The organism is Candidatus Nitrospira salsa (assembly GCF_965152625.1).
On record NZ_CBCUCO010000001.1, the window covers coordinates 305,661 to 322,957 of the forward strand.

General features: G+C 48.4%; 15 protein-coding genes. 12 read left to right on the forward strand and 3 right to left on the reverse strand.

Annotated features, from left to right (window positions below):
* Window position 1: 1 nt before the first annotated feature.
* The 9 genes from mnhG to ACWQXP_RS01440 all read left to right on the forward strand — a co-directional run bounded on the left by mnhG (window position 2) and on the right by ACWQXP_RS01440 (window position 8,430).
* The gene (gene mnhG, locus ACWQXP_RS01400) at window positions 2-301 is read left to right on the forward strand and encodes a monovalent cation/H(+) antiporter subunit G (protein WP_454061043.1); all 300 of its coding nucleotides are present in this window, start codon (window positions 2-4) and stop codon (window positions 299-301) included.
* Entirely contained in the window at window positions 298-828 is a 531-nt protein-coding gene (locus ACWQXP_RS01405) for a DUF4040 domain-containing protein (RefSeq protein WP_454061044.1), read from the forward strand. Before mnhG ends, ACWQXP_RS01405 begins: the two co-directional genes overlap by 4 nt.
* Window positions 825-1,277 (forward strand): MnhB domain-containing protein, encoded by a 453-nt coding sequence (locus ACWQXP_RS01410; RefSeq protein WP_454061045.1) that lies wholly within the window; start codon window positions 825-827, stop codon window positions 1,275-1,277. Before ACWQXP_RS01405 ends, ACWQXP_RS01410 begins: the two co-directional genes overlap by 4 nt.
* The gene (locus tag ACWQXP_RS01415) at window positions 1,270-1,647 is read left to right on the forward strand and encodes a cation:proton antiporter subunit C (RefSeq protein ID WP_454061046.1); all 378 of its coding nucleotides are present in this window, start codon (window positions 1,270-1,272) and stop codon (window positions 1,645-1,647) included. The genes ACWQXP_RS01410 and ACWQXP_RS01415 overlap by 8 nt, the downstream gene beginning before the upstream one ends.
* Window positions 1,644-3,113, forward strand: a complete 1,470-nt coding sequence (locus tag ACWQXP_RS01420) for a complex I subunit 5 family protein (protein WP_454061047.1) — start codon at window positions 1,644-1,646, stop codon at window positions 3,111-3,113. The genes ACWQXP_RS01415 and ACWQXP_RS01420 overlap by 4 nt, the downstream gene beginning before the upstream one ends.
* Before the next feature lie 8 nt (window positions 3,114-3,121).
* Window positions 3,122-5,209 carry an NADH-quinone oxidoreductase subunit 5 family protein gene (locus ACWQXP_RS01425; RefSeq protein ID WP_454061048.1) on the forward strand — a complete coding sequence of 696 codons (2,088 nt, stop codon included), beginning with the start codon at window positions 3,122-3,124 and terminating at the stop codon, window positions 5,207-5,209.
* Window positions 5,210-5,407: 198 nt separating this feature from the next.
* The gene (locus tag ACWQXP_RS01430; protein ID WP_454061049.1) at window positions 5,408-6,892 is read left to right on the forward strand and encodes a complex I subunit 4 family protein; all 1,485 of its coding nucleotides are present in this window, start codon (window positions 5,408-5,410) and stop codon (window positions 6,890-6,892) included.
* A 98-nt stretch (window positions 6,893-6,990) separates the two neighbouring features.
* Window positions 6,991-7,662: a hypothetical protein gene (locus ACWQXP_RS01435; RefSeq protein WP_454061050.1), complete on the forward strand. Its 672-nt coding sequence runs from the start codon at window positions 6,991-6,993 to the stop codon at window positions 7,660-7,662.
* Window positions 7,663-7,992: 330 nt separating this feature from the next.
* Window positions 7,993-8,430 carry a hypothetical protein gene (locus tag ACWQXP_RS01440; RefSeq protein ID WP_454061051.1) on the forward strand — a complete coding sequence of 146 codons (438 nt, stop codon included), beginning with the start codon at window positions 7,993-7,995 and terminating at the stop codon, window positions 8,428-8,430.
* 228 nt (window positions 8,431-8,658) lie between these two features.
* Here ACWQXP_RS01440 and priA read toward each other — a convergent pair whose 3' ends face one another.
* A complete protein-coding gene (gene priA, locus ACWQXP_RS01445; RefSeq protein WP_454061052.1) occupies window positions 8,659-10,968 on the reverse strand; it encodes a replication restart helicase PriA in 2,310 nt (769 codons plus the stop codon).
* 110 nt (window positions 10,969-11,078) lie between these two features.
* Entirely contained in the window at window positions 11,079-14,153 is a 3,075-nt protein-coding gene (locus tag ACWQXP_RS01450) for an SUMF1/EgtB/PvdO family nonheme iron enzyme (protein ID WP_454061053.1), read from the reverse strand.
* Between the two features lie 218 nt (window positions 14,154-14,371).
* On the opposite strand from ACWQXP_RS01450, the gene ACWQXP_RS01455 reads away from it, so the two are divergent.
* Window positions 14,372-14,947, forward strand: a complete 576-nt coding sequence (locus ACWQXP_RS01455) for a hypothetical protein (RefSeq protein WP_454061054.1) — start codon at window positions 14,372-14,374, stop codon at window positions 14,945-14,947.
* 8 nt (window positions 14,948-14,955) lie between these two features.
* Window positions 14,956-15,183 (forward strand): hypothetical protein, encoded by a 228-nt coding sequence (locus tag ACWQXP_RS01460; protein WP_454061055.1) that lies wholly within the window; start codon window positions 14,956-14,958, stop codon window positions 15,181-15,183.
* A gap of 140 nt (window positions 15,184-15,323) precedes the next feature.
* On the opposite strand, the gene ACWQXP_RS01465 is transcribed toward ACWQXP_RS01460, so the two are convergent.
* Entirely contained in the window at window positions 15,324-15,710 is a 387-nt protein-coding gene (locus ACWQXP_RS01465; protein ID WP_454061056.1) for a nuclear transport factor 2 family protein, read from the reverse strand.
* A gap of 371 nt (window positions 15,711-16,081) precedes the next feature.
* Here ACWQXP_RS01465 and ACWQXP_RS01470 point away from each other — a divergent pair, with 371 nt between their 5' ends.
* The gene (locus ACWQXP_RS01470) at window positions 16,082-17,077 is read left to right on the forward strand and encodes an endonuclease/exonuclease/phosphatase family protein (protein ID WP_454061057.1); all 996 of its coding nucleotides are present in this window, start codon (window positions 16,082-16,084) and stop codon (window positions 17,075-17,077) included.
* Window positions 17,078-17,297: the final 220 nt, after the last annotated feature.

Genomic DNA, 17,297 nt, shown 5'->3' on the forward strand with positions numbered 1-17,297 from the left:
AATGGACGTACTCGCCATTATTCTCATTCTCACTGGACTCTTTTTTCTGATTGTTGCGGCGATTGGAGTGGTCCGGTTGCCGGACGTGTTTACTCGTTCGCATGCGGTGTCGATCACCGATTCTCTTGGAGCCTTTCTGATGCTCATGGGAATTGCCGTTCATGAAGGCTTCAATTTAAATATCTTCAAAATTTTGGCCGTGTTGATCTTATTGTATCTTCAAAATCCCGTCATTGCCCACGCCACGATTCGCGCAGCCCTTCGAGCAGGACTCAAGCCTTGGGAAAGAGAGTCGACATGACCTTTTCATTTGAAATCCCTCTGCTCATTCTCCTGCTTATCACCGCTGCCGGAGCCATTTTAGTCAAAGATCTCATGAGCGCCATTTTACTCCTCGGATGCTATAGCTTTTTCTTATCGCTCGTATGGGCATGGCTGGGAGCTGTCGATGTCGCATTCGTCGAGGCCGTCGTTGGAGCGGGATTAGCCACAGTATTATTTTTATTGACACTCTTCGGAACCGCTCCTAAAGACAGTCGACTTCGTCGGCCGCCTCCGCCCATGGCCGCACTCATTGGGCTTCCGCTACTGGGAATCTTATTATTATATGCAGCAAAGGATCTCCCTCAGTTTGGTGACCCGAATTCTCCGGCCAATACGCATATTTCCCCGACATATCTTGAGCGAAGCTTCCAAGATACACACACCCCAAATGTCGTCACCGCGGTACTGATGGATTATCGATCACTTGATACCATGGTCGAAACCGTGGTGATTTTCACTGCCGGCATTGCCTGTAGTTTATTGCTGCGGAGAAAAGTTTCATGATTCGGCCACATGATAGCATCATCGTTCAATCGTTAGGACGATTCCTCATACCTGTGATTCAACTCTTCGGGCTCTATGTCCTATTTTTTGGACAATATGGACCTGGAGGGGGATTTGTGGGCGGCGTCATCTTAGGAACTAGCATGGTCCTGGCCATTCTCGTCTTCGGTCATGATGCGTCACGAAGCCAACTGGCAAAAAAGGTCTTACATGGAGATGGTCTCGGCATGCTGATTTTTGCAGGTGTCGGCGGGTTATGCCTGATCGGAGGTGGAGAGTTTCTCAATTATGCACATTTAGAAATACCTGGCCTTGAGACAGCTTCACGTCGATCACTTGGCATCATTCTGACTCAAATTGGGGTCGCCGTAGACGTCGCGGTTACCGCTATCTCCATCGTATTTAGTCTCTCTGCCGAAGAAATTATCGAGGATTCAACCAATGGCTGATGTCATCGCGGCACTGTTTCAACGCCCCAATTTTCTCATTTTCGTCATCATTTTTCTTTGGGGATTTTACATCATGGTCACAAGATATAATCTCGTCAAAAAACTTGTTGGGATGTATCTCGTTCAAACCAGTGTGATCTTTTTTCTTGTGTCGATTAGTGCTAAGCAAGGTGCGACGGTTCCAGTCTTACTGTCCACAACGGCCCCGGTCCAGGCCATCAACTATAGTAACCCGTTACCACATGTCTTGACGTTAACCGCTATTGTGGTCGGCGTGGCAACCCTTGGCGTCGCATTGGCATTGTGTTCAGCCATCTATCGCACTTACGGAAGTCTTGACGAAGAAGACATTTTAAAAAGGTTGGAATGAGTCGACACTTCCCAGCTCTCCTGTTCCTTCTCCCATTGTTTGCAGCCATTTCGATGCCGATGGCTTGCTTGAAGCATCGAGAATGGAGCCATCCGATCGCAATAGGCGTGCTTTCCGTCATGATCGTTCTGTCGCTGTTGAATCTGCAGCAAGTGTTGGAAAACGGAGCCATACACTATGCGTTTAGTGGATGGACGGCCCCTCTCGGCATTGAGTGGGTCGCCGATCCTTTAGCCAGCATCATACTCGTAGCCTTGAGCTTCTTAGGGTTCGTCGCGTTAATCTTTGCCGGACCAACCGCACCAAAAGATCTTGGTGGTCGAATCGTTCATTTTTACACACTAATCCTACTGCTCATCTCCGCTCTTACAGGTATTGTCTTTGCGGGAGACTTGTTCAATCTTTTCGTCTTTCTCGAAGTGGCCGCTCTCGCCAGTTATGCCCTCGTGGGTGTCGCCGGTGGAAGAGCCTTGTTTGCCGCCTTTCGCTACCTCATCTTGGGAACGTTGGGGGCATCCCTTTATTTATTAGGCGTGAGTTACTTCTATGCGGCAAGCGGAACACTCAATATGGCGGATATGGCCGAAAAGCTTCCTCACCTGCTCACGTCAAGAGCAGTCCTTGGTGGACTCCTTTTCATGTTTATCGGGTTGGGAATCAAGATGGCTCTAGTGCCATTTCATGCGTGGCTTCCAGATGCATACGCATGTGCACCGGAATCTGTTTCTCCAATTTTAGCCGCACTTGTCACAAAGGTCGCACTCCTCGGGTGGGTCAGAGTCCTTTTTTGGGTCCTTGGCGCGAAAGCGGTGATTCAAGATATTCCAGTCCTCTTAATGGTTGAGATTCTTGGATCACTGGCTGCGATCATTGGTGCCGTGCTCGCCTTCTCGCAACATGAAATCAAAAGAATGTTTGCCTATGGCGGAATCTCCCATATCGGCATCATTCTTATCGGTGTGAGTCAGGGAAATCAAACGGGATTTGCGGGTGGGATCTTTTACTTATTAAATGACGCCGTTATGCAGGCGGCATTGTTTTTCTTTGTCGGGATCGCAATTTGCCAGTATGGCATCCGCCATATACAAGACCTTGGACGAATCGGGAAACAGGCCCCCTGGCTCATCGGAGCACTCGTCATTATTGCCATGGGGATGATTGGTCTTCCTCCCACAGGCGGATTCTTTGGAAAATGGTACATCATCCTGGGTGCACTCGAAGCCAACAACTATGTGGCCGTCGGTGCAGTCTTGCTTTCCACATTGCTCACCTTGGCCTATTTCGTCAAGATTTTCGATCCTCTATTTCGAACGTCCTCGACGGCTTCGAATACGGAAGTAGGTGACTCGCCCGTTGCGTTAAAGTTTAGTTTACTGATTACCTCTGCGGCCATCGTGATCTTAGGCTTGTGGAGTGATCCCATTGTTGGATTAATACTCAATCAAGCCCTGCCTCCAGGTCTTTGAGTGAAACGATGTCTATTTTTACTTTGATTCCACTTCTCCCCCTGTTCGCGTCGCTAGCACTCGTGCTCGGCGGGTCACGATGGGGAGAGCAGGGACACCGTATTGGAATCCCCGCGATTGGCCTGTCCTTCGCTCTGTCCATGTGGGCATTCGTCGAGGTGTTACACAACGGGCCCATATCCATCTCTCTGTACCGCCTGTTTCAATCCGGATCACTTGTCATTGACTTAGGAATGTACCTTGATCAACTCACCGTTTTGCTCCTGCTCTTGGTGACCGGAGTAAGCGGTGTTGTGCATGTCTATTCGTCCGGCTACATGATTGGAGATCCCCGGTACAACCGTTTTTTTGCAGTCATTGCGTTGTTTACCTTTTCCATGTTGATGTTGGTCAGCAGTAGTAATCTTCTCATGCTGTTTATCTGCTGGGAAATCATGGGGATTTGTTCGTATCTCTTGATCTCACACTGGTCAGAAAGGGTATCCGCATGCCGAGCAGCCACGAAGGCCTTCTTGGTCAACGCGGTAGCTGATGTCGGATTAGGATTTGGCATCATCTTGACCTTTTTCACATTTGGGACACTTGATATTCAACAAATTTTGTCTCAAGCTCACGGCATGCAGGAACACACGATTAATGTGTTGGGATGGATCGGCCTTGACCTTCCTGTGTATACGCTCACGGTAATTCCCCTCTGTCTCCTCATTGGGGCAATGGGAAAATCCGCGCAAATGCCGTTTCATGTCTGGTTGCCATTTGCCATGGAAGCCCCGACTCCCGTTTCCGCCTTGATCCATGCAGCCACGATGGTCAACGCAGGCCCGTTCCTGCTGATTCGCTTAAGCCCGTTAATCGTGCTCTCACCATTTGCCATGACGGTTATCGCAGCCGTGGGTGCTATCACGGCACTGTTTGCTGCCATTGTTTCTCTCACCCAAAGCGATATTAAAAAAGTGTTAGCCTACTCGACCATTAGTCAAATCGGATTCATGATTATGTCGTGCGGGATTGGCGCATTTGTCGCCGCAACATTTCATTTGCTCGCACATGGATTTTTGAAGGCATTTTTATTTTTATCGACCGGCAATACATTACGAACCACTCAATCCCAACACCATGTCGAAACTCAGCCTAGAGCATCTTGGCAATCCCGATGGACACTCTATGCCGGGGCATTAACCTTGGCATGCCTTCCTCCTTTTGTCATTTTCTCCAATCCGTATCAGTCTGTCTGGATGACTCATCGTTTTACGTCTGCCAAGATCGGGTTCTGGGTGATCGGGCTCATGACCGTCTTTTTTACTGCCATGTATCTGTTTCGAGGAATCGTCACCCTCTTTCAACATGCACCGGTCAGATATGACAGGAACCACCCGTTATCTTTGTCCGCACAACCTCAAATATTTTCGCCTTCTCATCTTTTAGGTTTGAGTGTCGGCGGCGGGATCATGGTGATGATACTCATGACCCTATGGACGTGGTTTGCACAATTCCTCACTCCCGCCCTATTGGTGACTATTCCTGCCGTTGAGGCATCTAAACGAGTGACAGAATTTGGCCCATGGATTTTCCTCCCACTCCTCGTCGCGATCGGTGGATGGGCCTATGCTCTGTTGATGCACCAATATCCTGGCAACTCGTTAGGCAGACGATCGAAATTCATGCAAACCCTGTATGTCATATTTCTGAACAAAGGGTATTTTGACGAACTCATTGAATTCTATATTGTTCACCCGACACTGCGATTCGCCAATTTGCTGTGGAGAATGATTGATGTTCGGGTGATTGACAGAGCGATTCATCTGATCGCCACGTCATCTCTCCTCTTTGCCCAATGGCTCTGGAGGGTCGTCGATGTGAAAGGCATTGACCGTGCCGTCATGGGGATCGGTGAACAGAGTGTTGGACTTGGTCGTTGGCTATCTCAAGTGATTGATATTCGTTGGTTAGATCAAAATTTGGGTCAAATAGGAAAACAGACCGATGCGGCAGGGCAATTGTTGCAAGAGGTTGAGTCTCGTACCATTCAACATCAATTGTTAGTCATGGTGTTTTGGCTGGTACTCGCAATAGGGCTGTTGTATATCTTAGTCTAAATGATGTACCTCGTCGCTCGTATTTCGTATCTCGCATAAAGAGCATTTCAGTTTTTTTGGCAAGATATGCTCGAGAAGTGACACCTACGTCGAGACGAACGATGAAATATTGATTACCTGAAATGTAGGTTCGGAATAATAGGATCGGTTGACTCTTAAAAGATCAAAAATAAATCAATGACCCTATTGACAGATCATATGATTAGTTGGATGGTCGCAGTTCCCGTCATAGGAATTGTCATGCTGGCGTTCGTTCGTGATCAGGAATGGATTCGGCGGATTGCCTTTGGGTGCTCCTTGGTTAATTTTGGATTAGCCATCGTCATGTGCCTGCAATTTGACTTCACACTACAAGACATGCAATTCGTCGAGCGAATGGCATGGATGCCAACGTTTAACATTCAATATGCTGTTGGGGTAGATGGCATCAGCATTCTCTTGGTGCTTCTCACCACGCTGCTGTGTCCACTCTGCGTTCTCTGTTCGTGGAATTCCATTACGACTCGAGTCCGCGCATTTATGTCCCTGATTCTTTTAGTTGAAGGGGCCATGATCGTGGTCTTTACGGCCTTAGACCTCTTTCTCTTTTTCATGTTGTGGGAACTCACCATGATTCCCATGTATTTCATGATTATTCTCTGGGGAGGTCCAAATCGAAGCACAGCAGGCATTAAATTTGTCTTGTACAGCTTGACCGGAAGCTTACTCTTACTCATCGGCATATTGGGTCTCTATCTCGAAGGAGGCCACACGTATGATCTATTAGTTTTGAGCGAACAAACTTATTCGCCTACCGTACAATTTTGGTTGTTCTTGACCATGTTTCTCGCGTTTGCCATTAAAATGCCGATGGTCCCATTCCATACCTGGTTGCCTGACGCACATTCCGAGGCCCCAACCGCTGGCAGTGTCATTCTGGCTGGCGTGTTATTAAAAATGGGAGGCTATGGATTTTTACGATTTTGCCTACCGATGTTTCCCGACGCCTCAGTCACCTTCGCCCCATACATTCTCTGGTTGTCCGTTTTTGCCATCATCTACGGAGGGTACTTGGCGTTAGCACAATCGGATCTCAAAAAATTAGTCGCCTACTCTTCCGTTTCTCATATGGGTTTTGTCACGCTGGGAATTTTTGTGTTTAACAGCCAGGGCATTCAAGGTGCCATCTTGCAGATGTTCAATCACGGATTGACGACAGGAGCCTTGTTTATTTCCGTTGGACAACTGTACGACCGAACTCACAGTCGGGCCATTAATGATTATGGCGGCTTGCACAAACCCATGCCCAAATTTGTGGCGTTTTTCTTCCTGTTTTCCGTTGCGGCATTCGGCCTGCCCGGTACCTGCAATTTTATCGGTGAATTTCTGGTGCTCGTTGGAACATCCTCGACAAGTTTCGCGATGGTCCTTTTTTCTATGAGTGGCATTGTCCTAGCCGCAGCGTATATGCTGTGGATGTTACAAAAAGTTGCGTTAGGCGAAGCCAACACCAAAGCCGCAAAAGCTCTCCCTGATTTATCAAATCGTGAATTAGCTACGGTAATTCCATTAGCCATCCTCGTATTATGGATTGGACTGTATCCCGGCCCTCTTATGGAAATGATGGATGCAAGTGTGACTAATCTTGTGAATCACATGGCGAACATATCACCCCAAATCGCATTGATTTCAGGTTCGTCATGAAATATCGGAGGCAATCGTGGTATACTAACTCTATGGAAGAACTTTTTATTTGTTTCTTGAACCTTGACAACTAGCCAAAGAGTGATTAACTGTAAAGCATGACACAGCCTCGGCCTCTCACACATGATGAAAAAAAGGCATCGGAAGCCGCATTCCGAGGATTGCCATTTAATCCAAAGTGGTCTCAGTCTGCAAAAGCCGTGTATGACGGAATTTTGGCCACGTTGGATAAGTCATCGATGACGACTACCGACACTGATCCAAACACTGAAACGTTTGAAGAATCAAGAGAGTTGGTCCCAGTACCAATGAATGAAGTCGATGTGGCGACCGGGGAACACACCACGGCCGAGATCGAACTCGTCGATGAACAATCTATACAACAGATTCATTCTCGTCGTGAAGCCATAGAAGCCGGCTATCTTATGGATGTGTCCGAAGAAGCGAAAAGTATTGGTCTTGAGCTAGCCGTTGGCATGACCAAGCCCTTATGGAAACGAGGAATCTGCCCTTCAACTGATTTATCAGAAGAAGAATTACAAAATCGCATCCGAGACGTACTCATAGCCGTTCGATTACGTCTTGCCGGCCTTGAATCACCGGCGGCATTCGTCGAAGTTCCTGTACTACTCGCGTTTCCTCCTGAACCCACTCCGCAGTTATTCCTTATCTATGCGCTTTTCCATAAGGATCCGCTCGAAGCGGACTCTCTCCTCTTGCTCCACCCAGGCGAAGTCTCACTCGCCAAGCAATCCTTTTCGGAAAACTAGTCCTCTCCGATCCTTAGAGAAAATCTTTCTCTAATCAATCAGATTAATCTGAAGGATTTGTCTCTCGTATGTTATCGTACCGTTTCGTTCTCTATAGCGAATCTAATTACGTTCCCGCTTAACCATACGGACTCTCAACGCGGTATCAAACGCTTCAAGGGTACGGAAGTTAATTGTATCGGCTATAGGCTCATCGCTCGTATAGGGAAAATCGTATCTCGTAAAAACCAAAGAGATTCTTACACGAGAGACGAAATACGAGCAACGAGCAACGCATTCCTATAAATGAACGACGTTTCACGAATTTGGTCTTCACGAGTGAATACAATTGTGAATCGAACACTTTGGTTAAATCTTAATGCGGTACTCGGAAGCTTGGTTGTCACTATCGGGCTTTGGATGCTTCTTGGCGAACTCTCGCTCCCCCTTGGCCTCGCCATCGCATTAGGCGTGGCAGGACTTCTGGCATGGCGCTTTCAAACGATTGCACACATCTGGACAGCCGCCACTTTGATTTTAGGTGTAGAAAGTTTAGCCTGGCCGGTCATTCAAATGATGGACCTTCAAGCATTAGGCCCTGAACCGCCCCTTGAAGACCTTCAACGAATCTTTACCGCAGTGTTATTTGGCCTCTTTTCCGGGGTATTTTGGATGACGTTCGCCTATGGCATTTATAAACGAAGCCGAGGAGAACCGCCGCTTCCTGAATCGTCAGCTCCACCCACTCCCCTCACGAAAAATCAGAAAAAATCCAAAAGGAAACGGTAAAAGTGTACGCGCCGCTTGTGAATCATATCTGGTTCGTCAGAACGCGTATCTCGTAGAGGGAAAAACATATCTCGTGAATCGTCGTTCGTATCTCGTAAGAAACTGAAGGACTTTTCCGCGAAATACGAGCGACGAGCGACGAGCGACGAGCGACGAGCGACGAGCGACGAGCGACGAGCGACGAGCGACGAGCGACGAGCGACGAGCGACGAGCGACGAGAAATTTTCCTAGTTCATATCTGCAGGATCAACTTTAATTTCCATGCTCAGCCGTTCATGCGTCAGTGCCTCCGCAAGCTCTTCTTGCATGCGTCGCACCCTACTGTGTTCGCGTTCACAATCTGATTCTTTCACGATCAAAATATAGCGAGTGAGTTCAGGATCTTTTGCACGCGGAGACAGCAACGGCCCTAAGATGCTGTCGTCCATTTCAGTTTTCGACTTGGAGTCCGACACGTCCCCTCCTTTCGGCTGACCCAAAGCCAAGAGTCGCTCTCGACAGTACATGGCCATTTTCTTGACGCGATCTGATATTTTCCCGAGTATGGCGATATGGATTAGCCTCGAGTATGGCGGATAATTCAGCGCGTGACGGATCTGCAGCTCTTCCCTGTAAAACACCGACGAATCACGTTCCGACACTGATCGAATAACATGATGCGTGGGAAGCAATGTCTGCAAGACAACTTCAGAGGCAGAATTCTCTTCATTCACCAACTGTACGGCCTCGACCAAACGATGATACGCTCTCTCGGCTGTCCGAAAATCCGGAAAGTGCAGTCCCCCATCAGCATTAGGGATTCCCACAAATTGCACGGATGGAAACGGGTCAACATGAAACAGCAGTTCTGTCCCAATGAGGATATCGATGTTCTTGTTATGAAAATCCTTTAGGATCGTGTTTTCCTGTAAGATAGTCTTGACCGTTTCTCGATCAAAGCGGGCAACACGGGCATGAGGAAGCTTCTCTTGAACCACGGCCTCAAGTTGTTCGGTTCCATATCCCGAGGCTTCAAGTCGAACCGATTGACACTCAGGACACACCATCGGCGGAACCTGAACAGCCCCGCAATACGAACACCGCAGACGAGCCGGCTTTTGATATAATATGAGCACCACTCCACACCGTACACATTGCGGAACATGCCCACAATCCTTACATGTCAATGAACGGGAAAATCCCTTACGGTTTAAAAATAAGATCACCTGTCCTTTGTCTTCTAATGTCCGTTTCATTCCTTTCATCATTCTCTGTGACAGAATGTCTCCATACTGAACCTCACGCAAATTCACGACTTCTATGTTGACAGGTTTTCGAACACGGTGTTCCTGAACCCTCTTGGCCTCCTCAACTTGTCCTAGTTGAGAAAACGTTTCGACCGAAGGATGGGAAGATCCAAGCACCAGCAGCGCCGGCTCTAATGTAGCGCGCATCCTTGCAACATCTCGTGCATGATAATACGGACTTTGTTCATTTTGGAATGATGCATCTTCTTCTTGATCAACCCAAATGACACCGACAAACGAAAGTGGGACAAAAATAGCCAATCGCGTCCCAATCACCACATCACATTGGCCATCCTGAATGGACTGCCAAACCTGAGACCGACCCTGTGCCGAAAGATCACCATGATATTCCGCAACACGCTCTCCCCATGTTGCTCTCAACCTCTCGACGACACGTGAAACCTGTTGCACTTCTGGACAAAGCACTAGCACTGTACGTTGATGATAAAGCGTTTCCCAAATAACGTTGCCTAGGCATCTTTCTCGGATAGACTGTGACGCATGAAGAAGCATTTCATCATTTCGTCGAGTTGAAAGCGCCAGGCGAACCTGCTCCAACCATAAAACCTCACCATCGGCATGCATGACGTTGGAAATCGGCACGACGTCACGGCCCCCTGTCCGAGAATCTTCCAAGGAACTTAGGACGGCAGAGCGAACATTCGGTGTCTCGATGGCGTTCTCTGGACTATCTCGCACCCATTCGACTTCCTGAATAAGCCTCCGACGCTTGAGCCCAGTCAAGGCGGCCTTGTTGCCATTGATCGCTTTCAGAAGCGTTGCAACGGTTAAGCCCTTGGGTGTCTTTGCCAAACGCGCAAGGATCGCGGATTGATCGGAAGAAAGTCGTGCATGCCCCATCGCCAGTCTTCCTTCCTCCGTAAGCACGACGCGCTTAGCTACACGATTCGAGGCTACTGGCGGGAGAATGAGTCGAAGACCGGAACCTGGAGGAGCAAGGTAATAGGTTTCGACTTGATTGGCTAATTGCAGCAACACCGGGCTCAGAGATGAATCTGAGGGTGCATCGACTATCGCGGTAACTTCGCGGAGATCATGCCGAGAGAACCCTTCTCTCACAGATTGGGCAGCGAAATCCTGAAATAATTTAAATACGAGTCCTTGTGCAGAGGAACGCCCTAGCGGAACCAGCACGCGACTGCCCACCTGAACCCGATCTGTCAGACGCACAGGAATCCGATAGGTGAACACTCGATAGCGGCGTTGAGGAAAAACAACATCAGCAAACATGGCAACCTCGTTATACCAGGAAGTCTGCCAATCATGTGTAGTTGAAAGCACAAAAAGAGGGAAGAATGAGAAGCAAAGATCAGAGACACAGAGTTCAGAGCAGACAGAGGTCAGAGTCCAGAACATGGGGACACCACGACTCGAAACCCCAGATCGAGGCTCCTGCCGCCCGGGGGGTCGTGGAAGCGGTACGCACACCGCACGTTGCCCTCAGGGCTGACGAACGACCCGCCACGAAACACACGGGTGTTTTCGCTCTTCGGATCCTCTCGTTGCCTTCGGCCCTCGTCATCGGATGGGTATGGATAGTTCCCGTGCAGACTGCGCGTCCACTCCCAGACATTGCCGCTCATGTCTTCCATTCCATACGGACTGACACCACTGGGAAAACAACCCACGGCACTCGTGGTGTTGATGCCCGTTTCCCGGTAGTTGGCTTTAGTGGGATCAGGCTCCTCTCCCCATGGAAAGTTTCGCCCATCCGTTCCTCTGGCCGCTTTCTCCCATTCCGGTTCGCTGGGAAGGGTGACAATCCATCGAGGGCTGCCACCTTGCCCGTTTCGCAGGAGTGTGGCAAGAGATTCAGGAGTTTCAGCCCATTCCCGCAATCTCCGAGTCAACCAGGTACAATAGGCCATCGCGTCGTTCCAGGTTACTCGAACGACAGGATGTGTTGCCACACCCTTTAAACATTCAGGGTCTCGGGGTACATATTGTGCTTGGTCGACAAACGCTTTGAACCGGGCCACGGTGACAGGGTATCGGCTCATGTAAAAGGTCGATACATTGATTTTATGTTGAGGGTGCTCGCGATCATAGCCCTCGTTTTCATTTGATCCCATTGTAAACGAACCTTCGGGAATTTCCACAAACCCTAGTAAATTCTCTTTCGGTAAAAACCAGGCATCCTCCCGAAATCGGGGGTCGTGGAGTCGAGACAGCGTATCACCCGCCCGCACACGTAATGTTCCCGATGCGACCATCGATGGGTTAGTGAGAAGATGAAGTAACAGTTTGGCCTGCTCTTGCTTGAGTTTTTCATCGGGTTGTTCCAGTTCGAGTAAGGCCGACCCTGCCAATTCCGACCCAGCCAGAGCATTTTCTCCTTTGCCAAATTCGGTAGATAGCCACTTCAGAAACTTTTTTGCAAAAGGCGAGTAATCGACTTGCGCAATGCCGTAAATCAGGAGAAAGACTTCTCGCCACCAGGGATCATTCACATATGGCTGCAACACAGAAAAAGCGTGCTCTCGCTCCTTCGCAAGCCAACGCGCAGCCAAAAACTCCTGAAATGTCAGGTGCAGGAATTGGAAAAGCTCGGCCTTCTCTTCTAAAAGCCCACCACGCAGTCGAACTGACACCAGCAACTGAGTCAACACTTCTTCAGAAAGTTCGGTGCCGAGGATCTCTTTGACGCGTTCTTCCGCAACAGCGGCCCCTGCTCGACCGCCGCTATGCATTTCGACCGCCAGCTTAGCTAACCAGTTGCGTTGCGCCTCCCACGGACCACCCCATTCCACGAGTTCCTTTCGCGCCTCATCTTCTCGAACGTATTGGGCTTGCAAGATGACCTTGACGCACGCCTCATAGAGCTTCGCTCGTTCACGAGGTAATTCGGTGTCCCCCCATTTCACACTCACCACCATGGTTGTTAAGAGGGGTGAGTTTACCAGGGGCAGAAGGTCTCGATGAGCCCTCAGGCTATTAATATGCTGGATCGCATCACAGAGTTCCCGACTTCGTGCCTCAACTTCCCCTGGATAAAGCTGACCACACCACTTGTACACAAGAGCAGAAAGCTGTTCATTATTTAATGGCTGGACATCAAGTCGCAAGACATCCTCGCCAAATACGGCGTTCTCCCGATAGCCAACCTCGCGAGCCGTAACGAGAATCTGATTTCCCGGAAAATCGCTATAGAGTTCCTCGATCTGTTGCCGGATGATTCCTTTTTGCTCACGGCTGACCACCTCATCCAACCCATCGAGCATTAACAGGCAGCCTCCGCCCCGCAACAGCCTGGCAAAGAAATCTTCGGACTCGGAAAAACCGGGAAAATGTTTCTTGAGATGCCAAAAGATAAAATGAGACAGTGTCCCCAAATCGGGAGTCAGTAATTGTTCGGACGGCGTGACATCACACAACCGTTGATAGTTTCTGAAATATCGCAGCGGTATGATCAACGGAATGAGTGCATGTTTACCTTCGGGAAATCGTATGGGGGGAGCATCGGTTGGTAATTTTTCACCCGTCGCGCTTGCCACGAGGCCTGCCGCAAGATATGACAGGATGGTACTTTTTCCCGAACCAGGCCCGCCGATAATCGCCACTTGATCGTGGAGGGTTAATACGTCACAAGAGTCGACGAGGCTCCCCTCTCCATGACGCATTTCGCTTTCGTCAAATTGAGATGAAGACAGGTGACCTTTGGTAAGCTTCAGATGTGTGGTCGCCGTCTCCGAATTTCTTCGGGGGGCCTGCCGAAGACTTAAAGAGATAAAAATGTTCGGCAGGGTTTTAACTGGTTGCCCCTGTCGGTTTGACGTGTGTTCAGCACCCCATAATCTTGCCTTTCCATAACGATCATTAACCCAAGAAAGATACCTGTTCAGCCGCTGTTTGAAATTATCCTCTGTCAGGCGGCCTTCTCCACTTGGCGATTGATAAAAATTATAGATCTCCACAAAGACGTTACCGGCCACAGCCACGCCAGGAGAATGGACGTGTTGTTCATTAATGTATGTTCCTGCCTGAATCGCCGGACTATGGTCACCAGTCGTCTGGACACTGTCTTTCATTTCTCGGACAACAGCAGATTTCTCCCCCCCTCCCATCGCCCCCTCTCCCTGCACAATGGCCCCGCTGCCTTTTAGGATGGCTTGATATGTTTCCTGTGAAAGATGTCGTTCTTTTCTCAATATTTCCAACAATTCTTGAGCCAGCGGAATGATTGGGTCACCTTCTTTGAACGAGAATGCCTCCAATTCTTCACGCAACACCTCGCGTCGGCTAGCTGATTGCGGTTTTTTCTCGACACCCGCTATCGCACCTTCGATATCACTTTCTTCGGTATCTCGCTCCATGAGTTTCGCTTTGAGCGCTTCATAGCCATCTTTGACCATCTCACTGCCCACGACCGCAGCCGCGGCCATGAATGCACCGAGGATGAGTGTCACTGGATCCATATTCTCTTCACCTACCTGGCTATAAGGTCCGTTGACTTCCGCGACTGTCAGTGTAGCGGGAAAAACTCAATCGTCAAGATGTTCCTGACTACGAATACACTCATCAAAGAGGTGATAAGCCCATCTTGCGGCTTTCATTACAAGCGCCCTAGTAGGTTAGCCAACTCCAAATCTGATAGACTATTGCTATTATGAGCACTGGACTTCCTCATCAAAGAATGCCTGTCCTATTACGTTTGCTAGTCCTAGTTTTTTCAGTTGGATTAGGTGGGGTACTGCTTGGGGGAATCGGCATACAACAGGTTGAGGCACGCGGAGGAATCTTAAAAAAACACGCTCCATCTCTTATCCCCGTCGTCACACCGCCTCCTTTTCCACACATGCAACCTGACCGGAATCTCGATGAGCAACCTAAAAACCAACTGCCGGAAGAGCCCGATGAATTCGACAAACGAGAAATAGAAGCGTTTTACGACTGGCGGAATGATATGTTTTTTCGTCGCTTTGATATGACCGGATCAGGGGCCGTGAATTACATGACGGCCAGGCGGACGTACAAGGTTTGGCTCGATGACTATGGAACCCCTTCGGTCATTACGGTGGCGGACCCGTTGTTCTATTGGATCGACCTTAATAACAATGGACGATTTGAACAAGAGTTAGGTGAAATATGGGTCGACTCTTATGAAGATGGGCTGACAGGCAATGAAAAACCCTATGACAATAGCGACTTACAGGACGCACCCTCGGAAATTCCTTTATGGTCGGCCCCGACTCCTAATGCTGGACAATAGGACATGACATGGACAACCAAGAAAAATCTGACAACGCTCAACCTACTGGCTCCTCTGAACCAAAGAAACGGATTAATACGCAAATCCATCGGCGCAGTAAGGCCAAAGCGGTCTACCCCCTCTCTGACGAATGGGAAGATTCCTCTTCATCATCGCCTCCCAAACAACTCCGCATGCCTTCCTCCAATATGAATAAAACTGGCCCTGACCGCTCCGAAGAATCTGAAGAAACATAAAATCATCAGAAAACTCAGTGAGTTTCTCTTTAAAGTCTAGATGAGGATTGAGAAGTATAATTTGGAGTATCCCTCCCTGTAGGTGGCTTACAGCAAATCTACCGTCGCGACTTCTTTACCTGCCACTTCCTTTTTGGGAATTAAAACATGGAATTGTCGTGAGCTGATGTCTCGGGAATGACTTGTAAGACATCCCAGTGCTCCACGACTTTTCCACGTTCATCAAAACGGAATATATCGATGCTCGCATAATCATCATACCCTGGCCATTCTTGATAACCATGAAGAACGACATAATTTCCTTCAGCGATGACTCGCTTAAATTGAATTCGCTTGCCAGGGTACTTGTTGGCAATATTTTCGAAAAACTCAATGAAAGCTTCTTTCCCATCACCCACAAGAGGGTTGTGTTGAATATAGACGTCGCCAACATACCGCTCTATGTCTTCGGATGACTTGCACTGATTAAACATCAAATCGTAGAAGCCCATGGCGTTCTTTTTATTCTGTTCAAGTTGCTCATTCATGACAGCAATCCTCCAGCAGCAGAGATAATGTTACGAAAATCCTCAAAGCAAACACTGCCAAATAACGGTGTGTCGTCCGACACCTCAATGACAACTGATACAGACTAACGACACCGCAAGAAGTATCAGAAATAGATATACCCCTGTATCTCTTTCGATAACATTCCTGTCTAAACTCATTATCCACCCAAAAAAATTCAAATAAAATCAATTAGTTATTTATATATTCAGTATGGGATCACTTCTTGCTGTTGGTTAATAGCAACGAGTGAGGCTCAAGGCATGAACCTGTCTGTACAGCCATATGACAGTGAAGTGGACAACGAGTATTCACACGCCTTTGACCTCTCGATAAAGCAAACGAGGAGGGAATGAAGATGTTACGAGTGGCCACGTTCAATATCGAAAACCTTGATGACAAATCGGATGACAAGAACCCGCCATTGGAAGTTCGAGCTCCCATTCTCCGTGGAGCACTTCGGCGCCTCAATGCCGACATCCTCTGCTTACAAGAAGTTCATGGTCAAGAACTCCCGGAACATACGTCCAATAACCCGAAACGGTCATTGTCCGCATTGGACGCGGTGCTGCAAGGAACGGAATATGAGATGTTTCACCGGGTCCATACCGTGACCGCTGGTGGAGAGGCCTATAATGAACGAAACCTTGTTATTTTGTCGCGATATCCCATTTCGGCATCAGAACAATACCGAAATACGCGCATTGACGAACTGCTTTATCGACGGGTCACTGCCATACCCAAGGAACCAGAGGCGAAAAAGGTGGGATGGGAGCGTCCAATCTTGCACGCAGATATTCAACATCCTCAACTTGGCACAATACACGTGCTGAACCTGCACCTGAAATCAAGACTCGGAACACCCGTTCCTGGGCAAAAAGACGGATTTTTATGGAATAGTGCGGCCGGGTGGGCTGAGGGAAGCTTTCTTTCAGCCATTAAGCGCGTAGGACAAGCACTGGAGACACGGGTGGTCATTGATGATTTGCTTGAGAGTAATCCTGACGCAAAAATTATTGTCTGCGGAGATTTCAATGGCGAACCAGGCGAAGTCCCGGTCGAAGCGATCTGTGGAAAGGTCGAAAATACCGATAACCCCAATCTACGGGCAAATGTGTTAATTCCCTGCAGTCTCTCAATCCCTGATTCCGTTCGTTTTAGCCACTATCATCACGGACAGGGAAACCTTTTGGACCATATGGTGATCTCACAGTCACTGGTACCGTTCTTTATGCGTGCCATGATTTATAATGAGAACCTTCATGACGAAAGCCTCCCTTTCAGATTCGATACGAAATATCCAGAGTCCGACCACGCCCCGTTTGTGTCAGAATTTGCAGAAGCCTAGGCCTGGCGAATAGTATCCATCAATAATATTTTCAAAACCTGAGCATTCAAATAAGTGAATCTTAGCCCCATTCATCTCTCCCACATTAAATCTTCCATTTTTTCTAAACTCTATGACCTTAAAAAAGTCTTATGAATCAGCTATATTGAGACTATTTGGCTAGGCTTAGGTCTTTTGTTCCATTGATTAGCAAATTTTTCAGGTGCTACGATGCACGATT

Coding starts and splice junctions, on each gene's coding strand:
- ACWQXP_RS01460 (WP_454061055.1), top strand. CDS start 14,956: ATGGACAACCAAGAAAAATCTGACAACGCTCAACCTACTGGCTCCTCT.
- ACWQXP_RS01455 (WP_454061054.1), top strand. CDS start 14,372: ATGCCTGTCCTATTACGTTTGCTAGTCCTAGTTTTTTCAGTTGGATTA.
- ACWQXP_RS01420 (WP_454061047.1), top strand. CDS start 1,644: ATGAGTCGACACTTCCCAGCTCTCCTGTTCCTTCTCCCATTGTTTGCA.
- ACWQXP_RS01450 (WP_454061053.1), bottom strand. CDS start 14,153: ATGGATCCAGTGACACTCATCCTCGGTGCATTCATGGCCGCGGCTGCG.
- ACWQXP_RS01470 (WP_454061057.1), top strand. CDS start 16,082: ATGAAGATGTTACGAGTGGCCACGTTCAATATCGAAAACCTTGATGAC.
- ACWQXP_RS01425 (WP_454061048.1), top strand. CDS start 3,122: ATGTCTATTTTTACTTTGATTCCACTTCTCCCCCTGTTCGCGTCGCTA.
- ACWQXP_RS01410 (WP_454061045.1), top strand. CDS start 825: ATGATTCGGCCACATGATAGCATCATCGTTCAATCGTTAGGACGATTC.
- mnhG (WP_454061043.1), top strand. CDS start 2: ATGGACGTACTCGCCATTATTCTCATTCTCACTGGACTCTTTTTTCTG.
- priA (WP_454061052.1), bottom strand. CDS start 10,968: ATGTTTGCTGATGTTGTTTTTCCTCAACGCCGCTATCGAGTGTTCACC.
- ACWQXP_RS01430 (WP_454061049.1), top strand. CDS start 5,408: ATGATTAGTTGGATGGTCGCAGTTCCCGTCATAGGAATTGTCATGCTG.
- ACWQXP_RS01435 (WP_454061050.1), top strand. CDS start 6,991: ATGACACAGCCTCGGCCTCTCACACATGATGAAAAAAAGGCATCGGAA.
- ACWQXP_RS01465 (WP_454061056.1), bottom strand. CDS start 15,710: ATGAATGAGCAACTTGAACAGAATAAAAAGAACGCCATGGGCTTCTAC.
- ACWQXP_RS01405 (WP_454061044.1), top strand. CDS start 298: ATGACCTTTTCATTTGAAATCCCTCTGCTCATTCTCCTGCTTATCACC.
- ACWQXP_RS01415 (WP_454061046.1), top strand. CDS start 1,270: ATGGCTGATGTCATCGCGGCACTGTTTCAACGCCCCAATTTTCTCATT.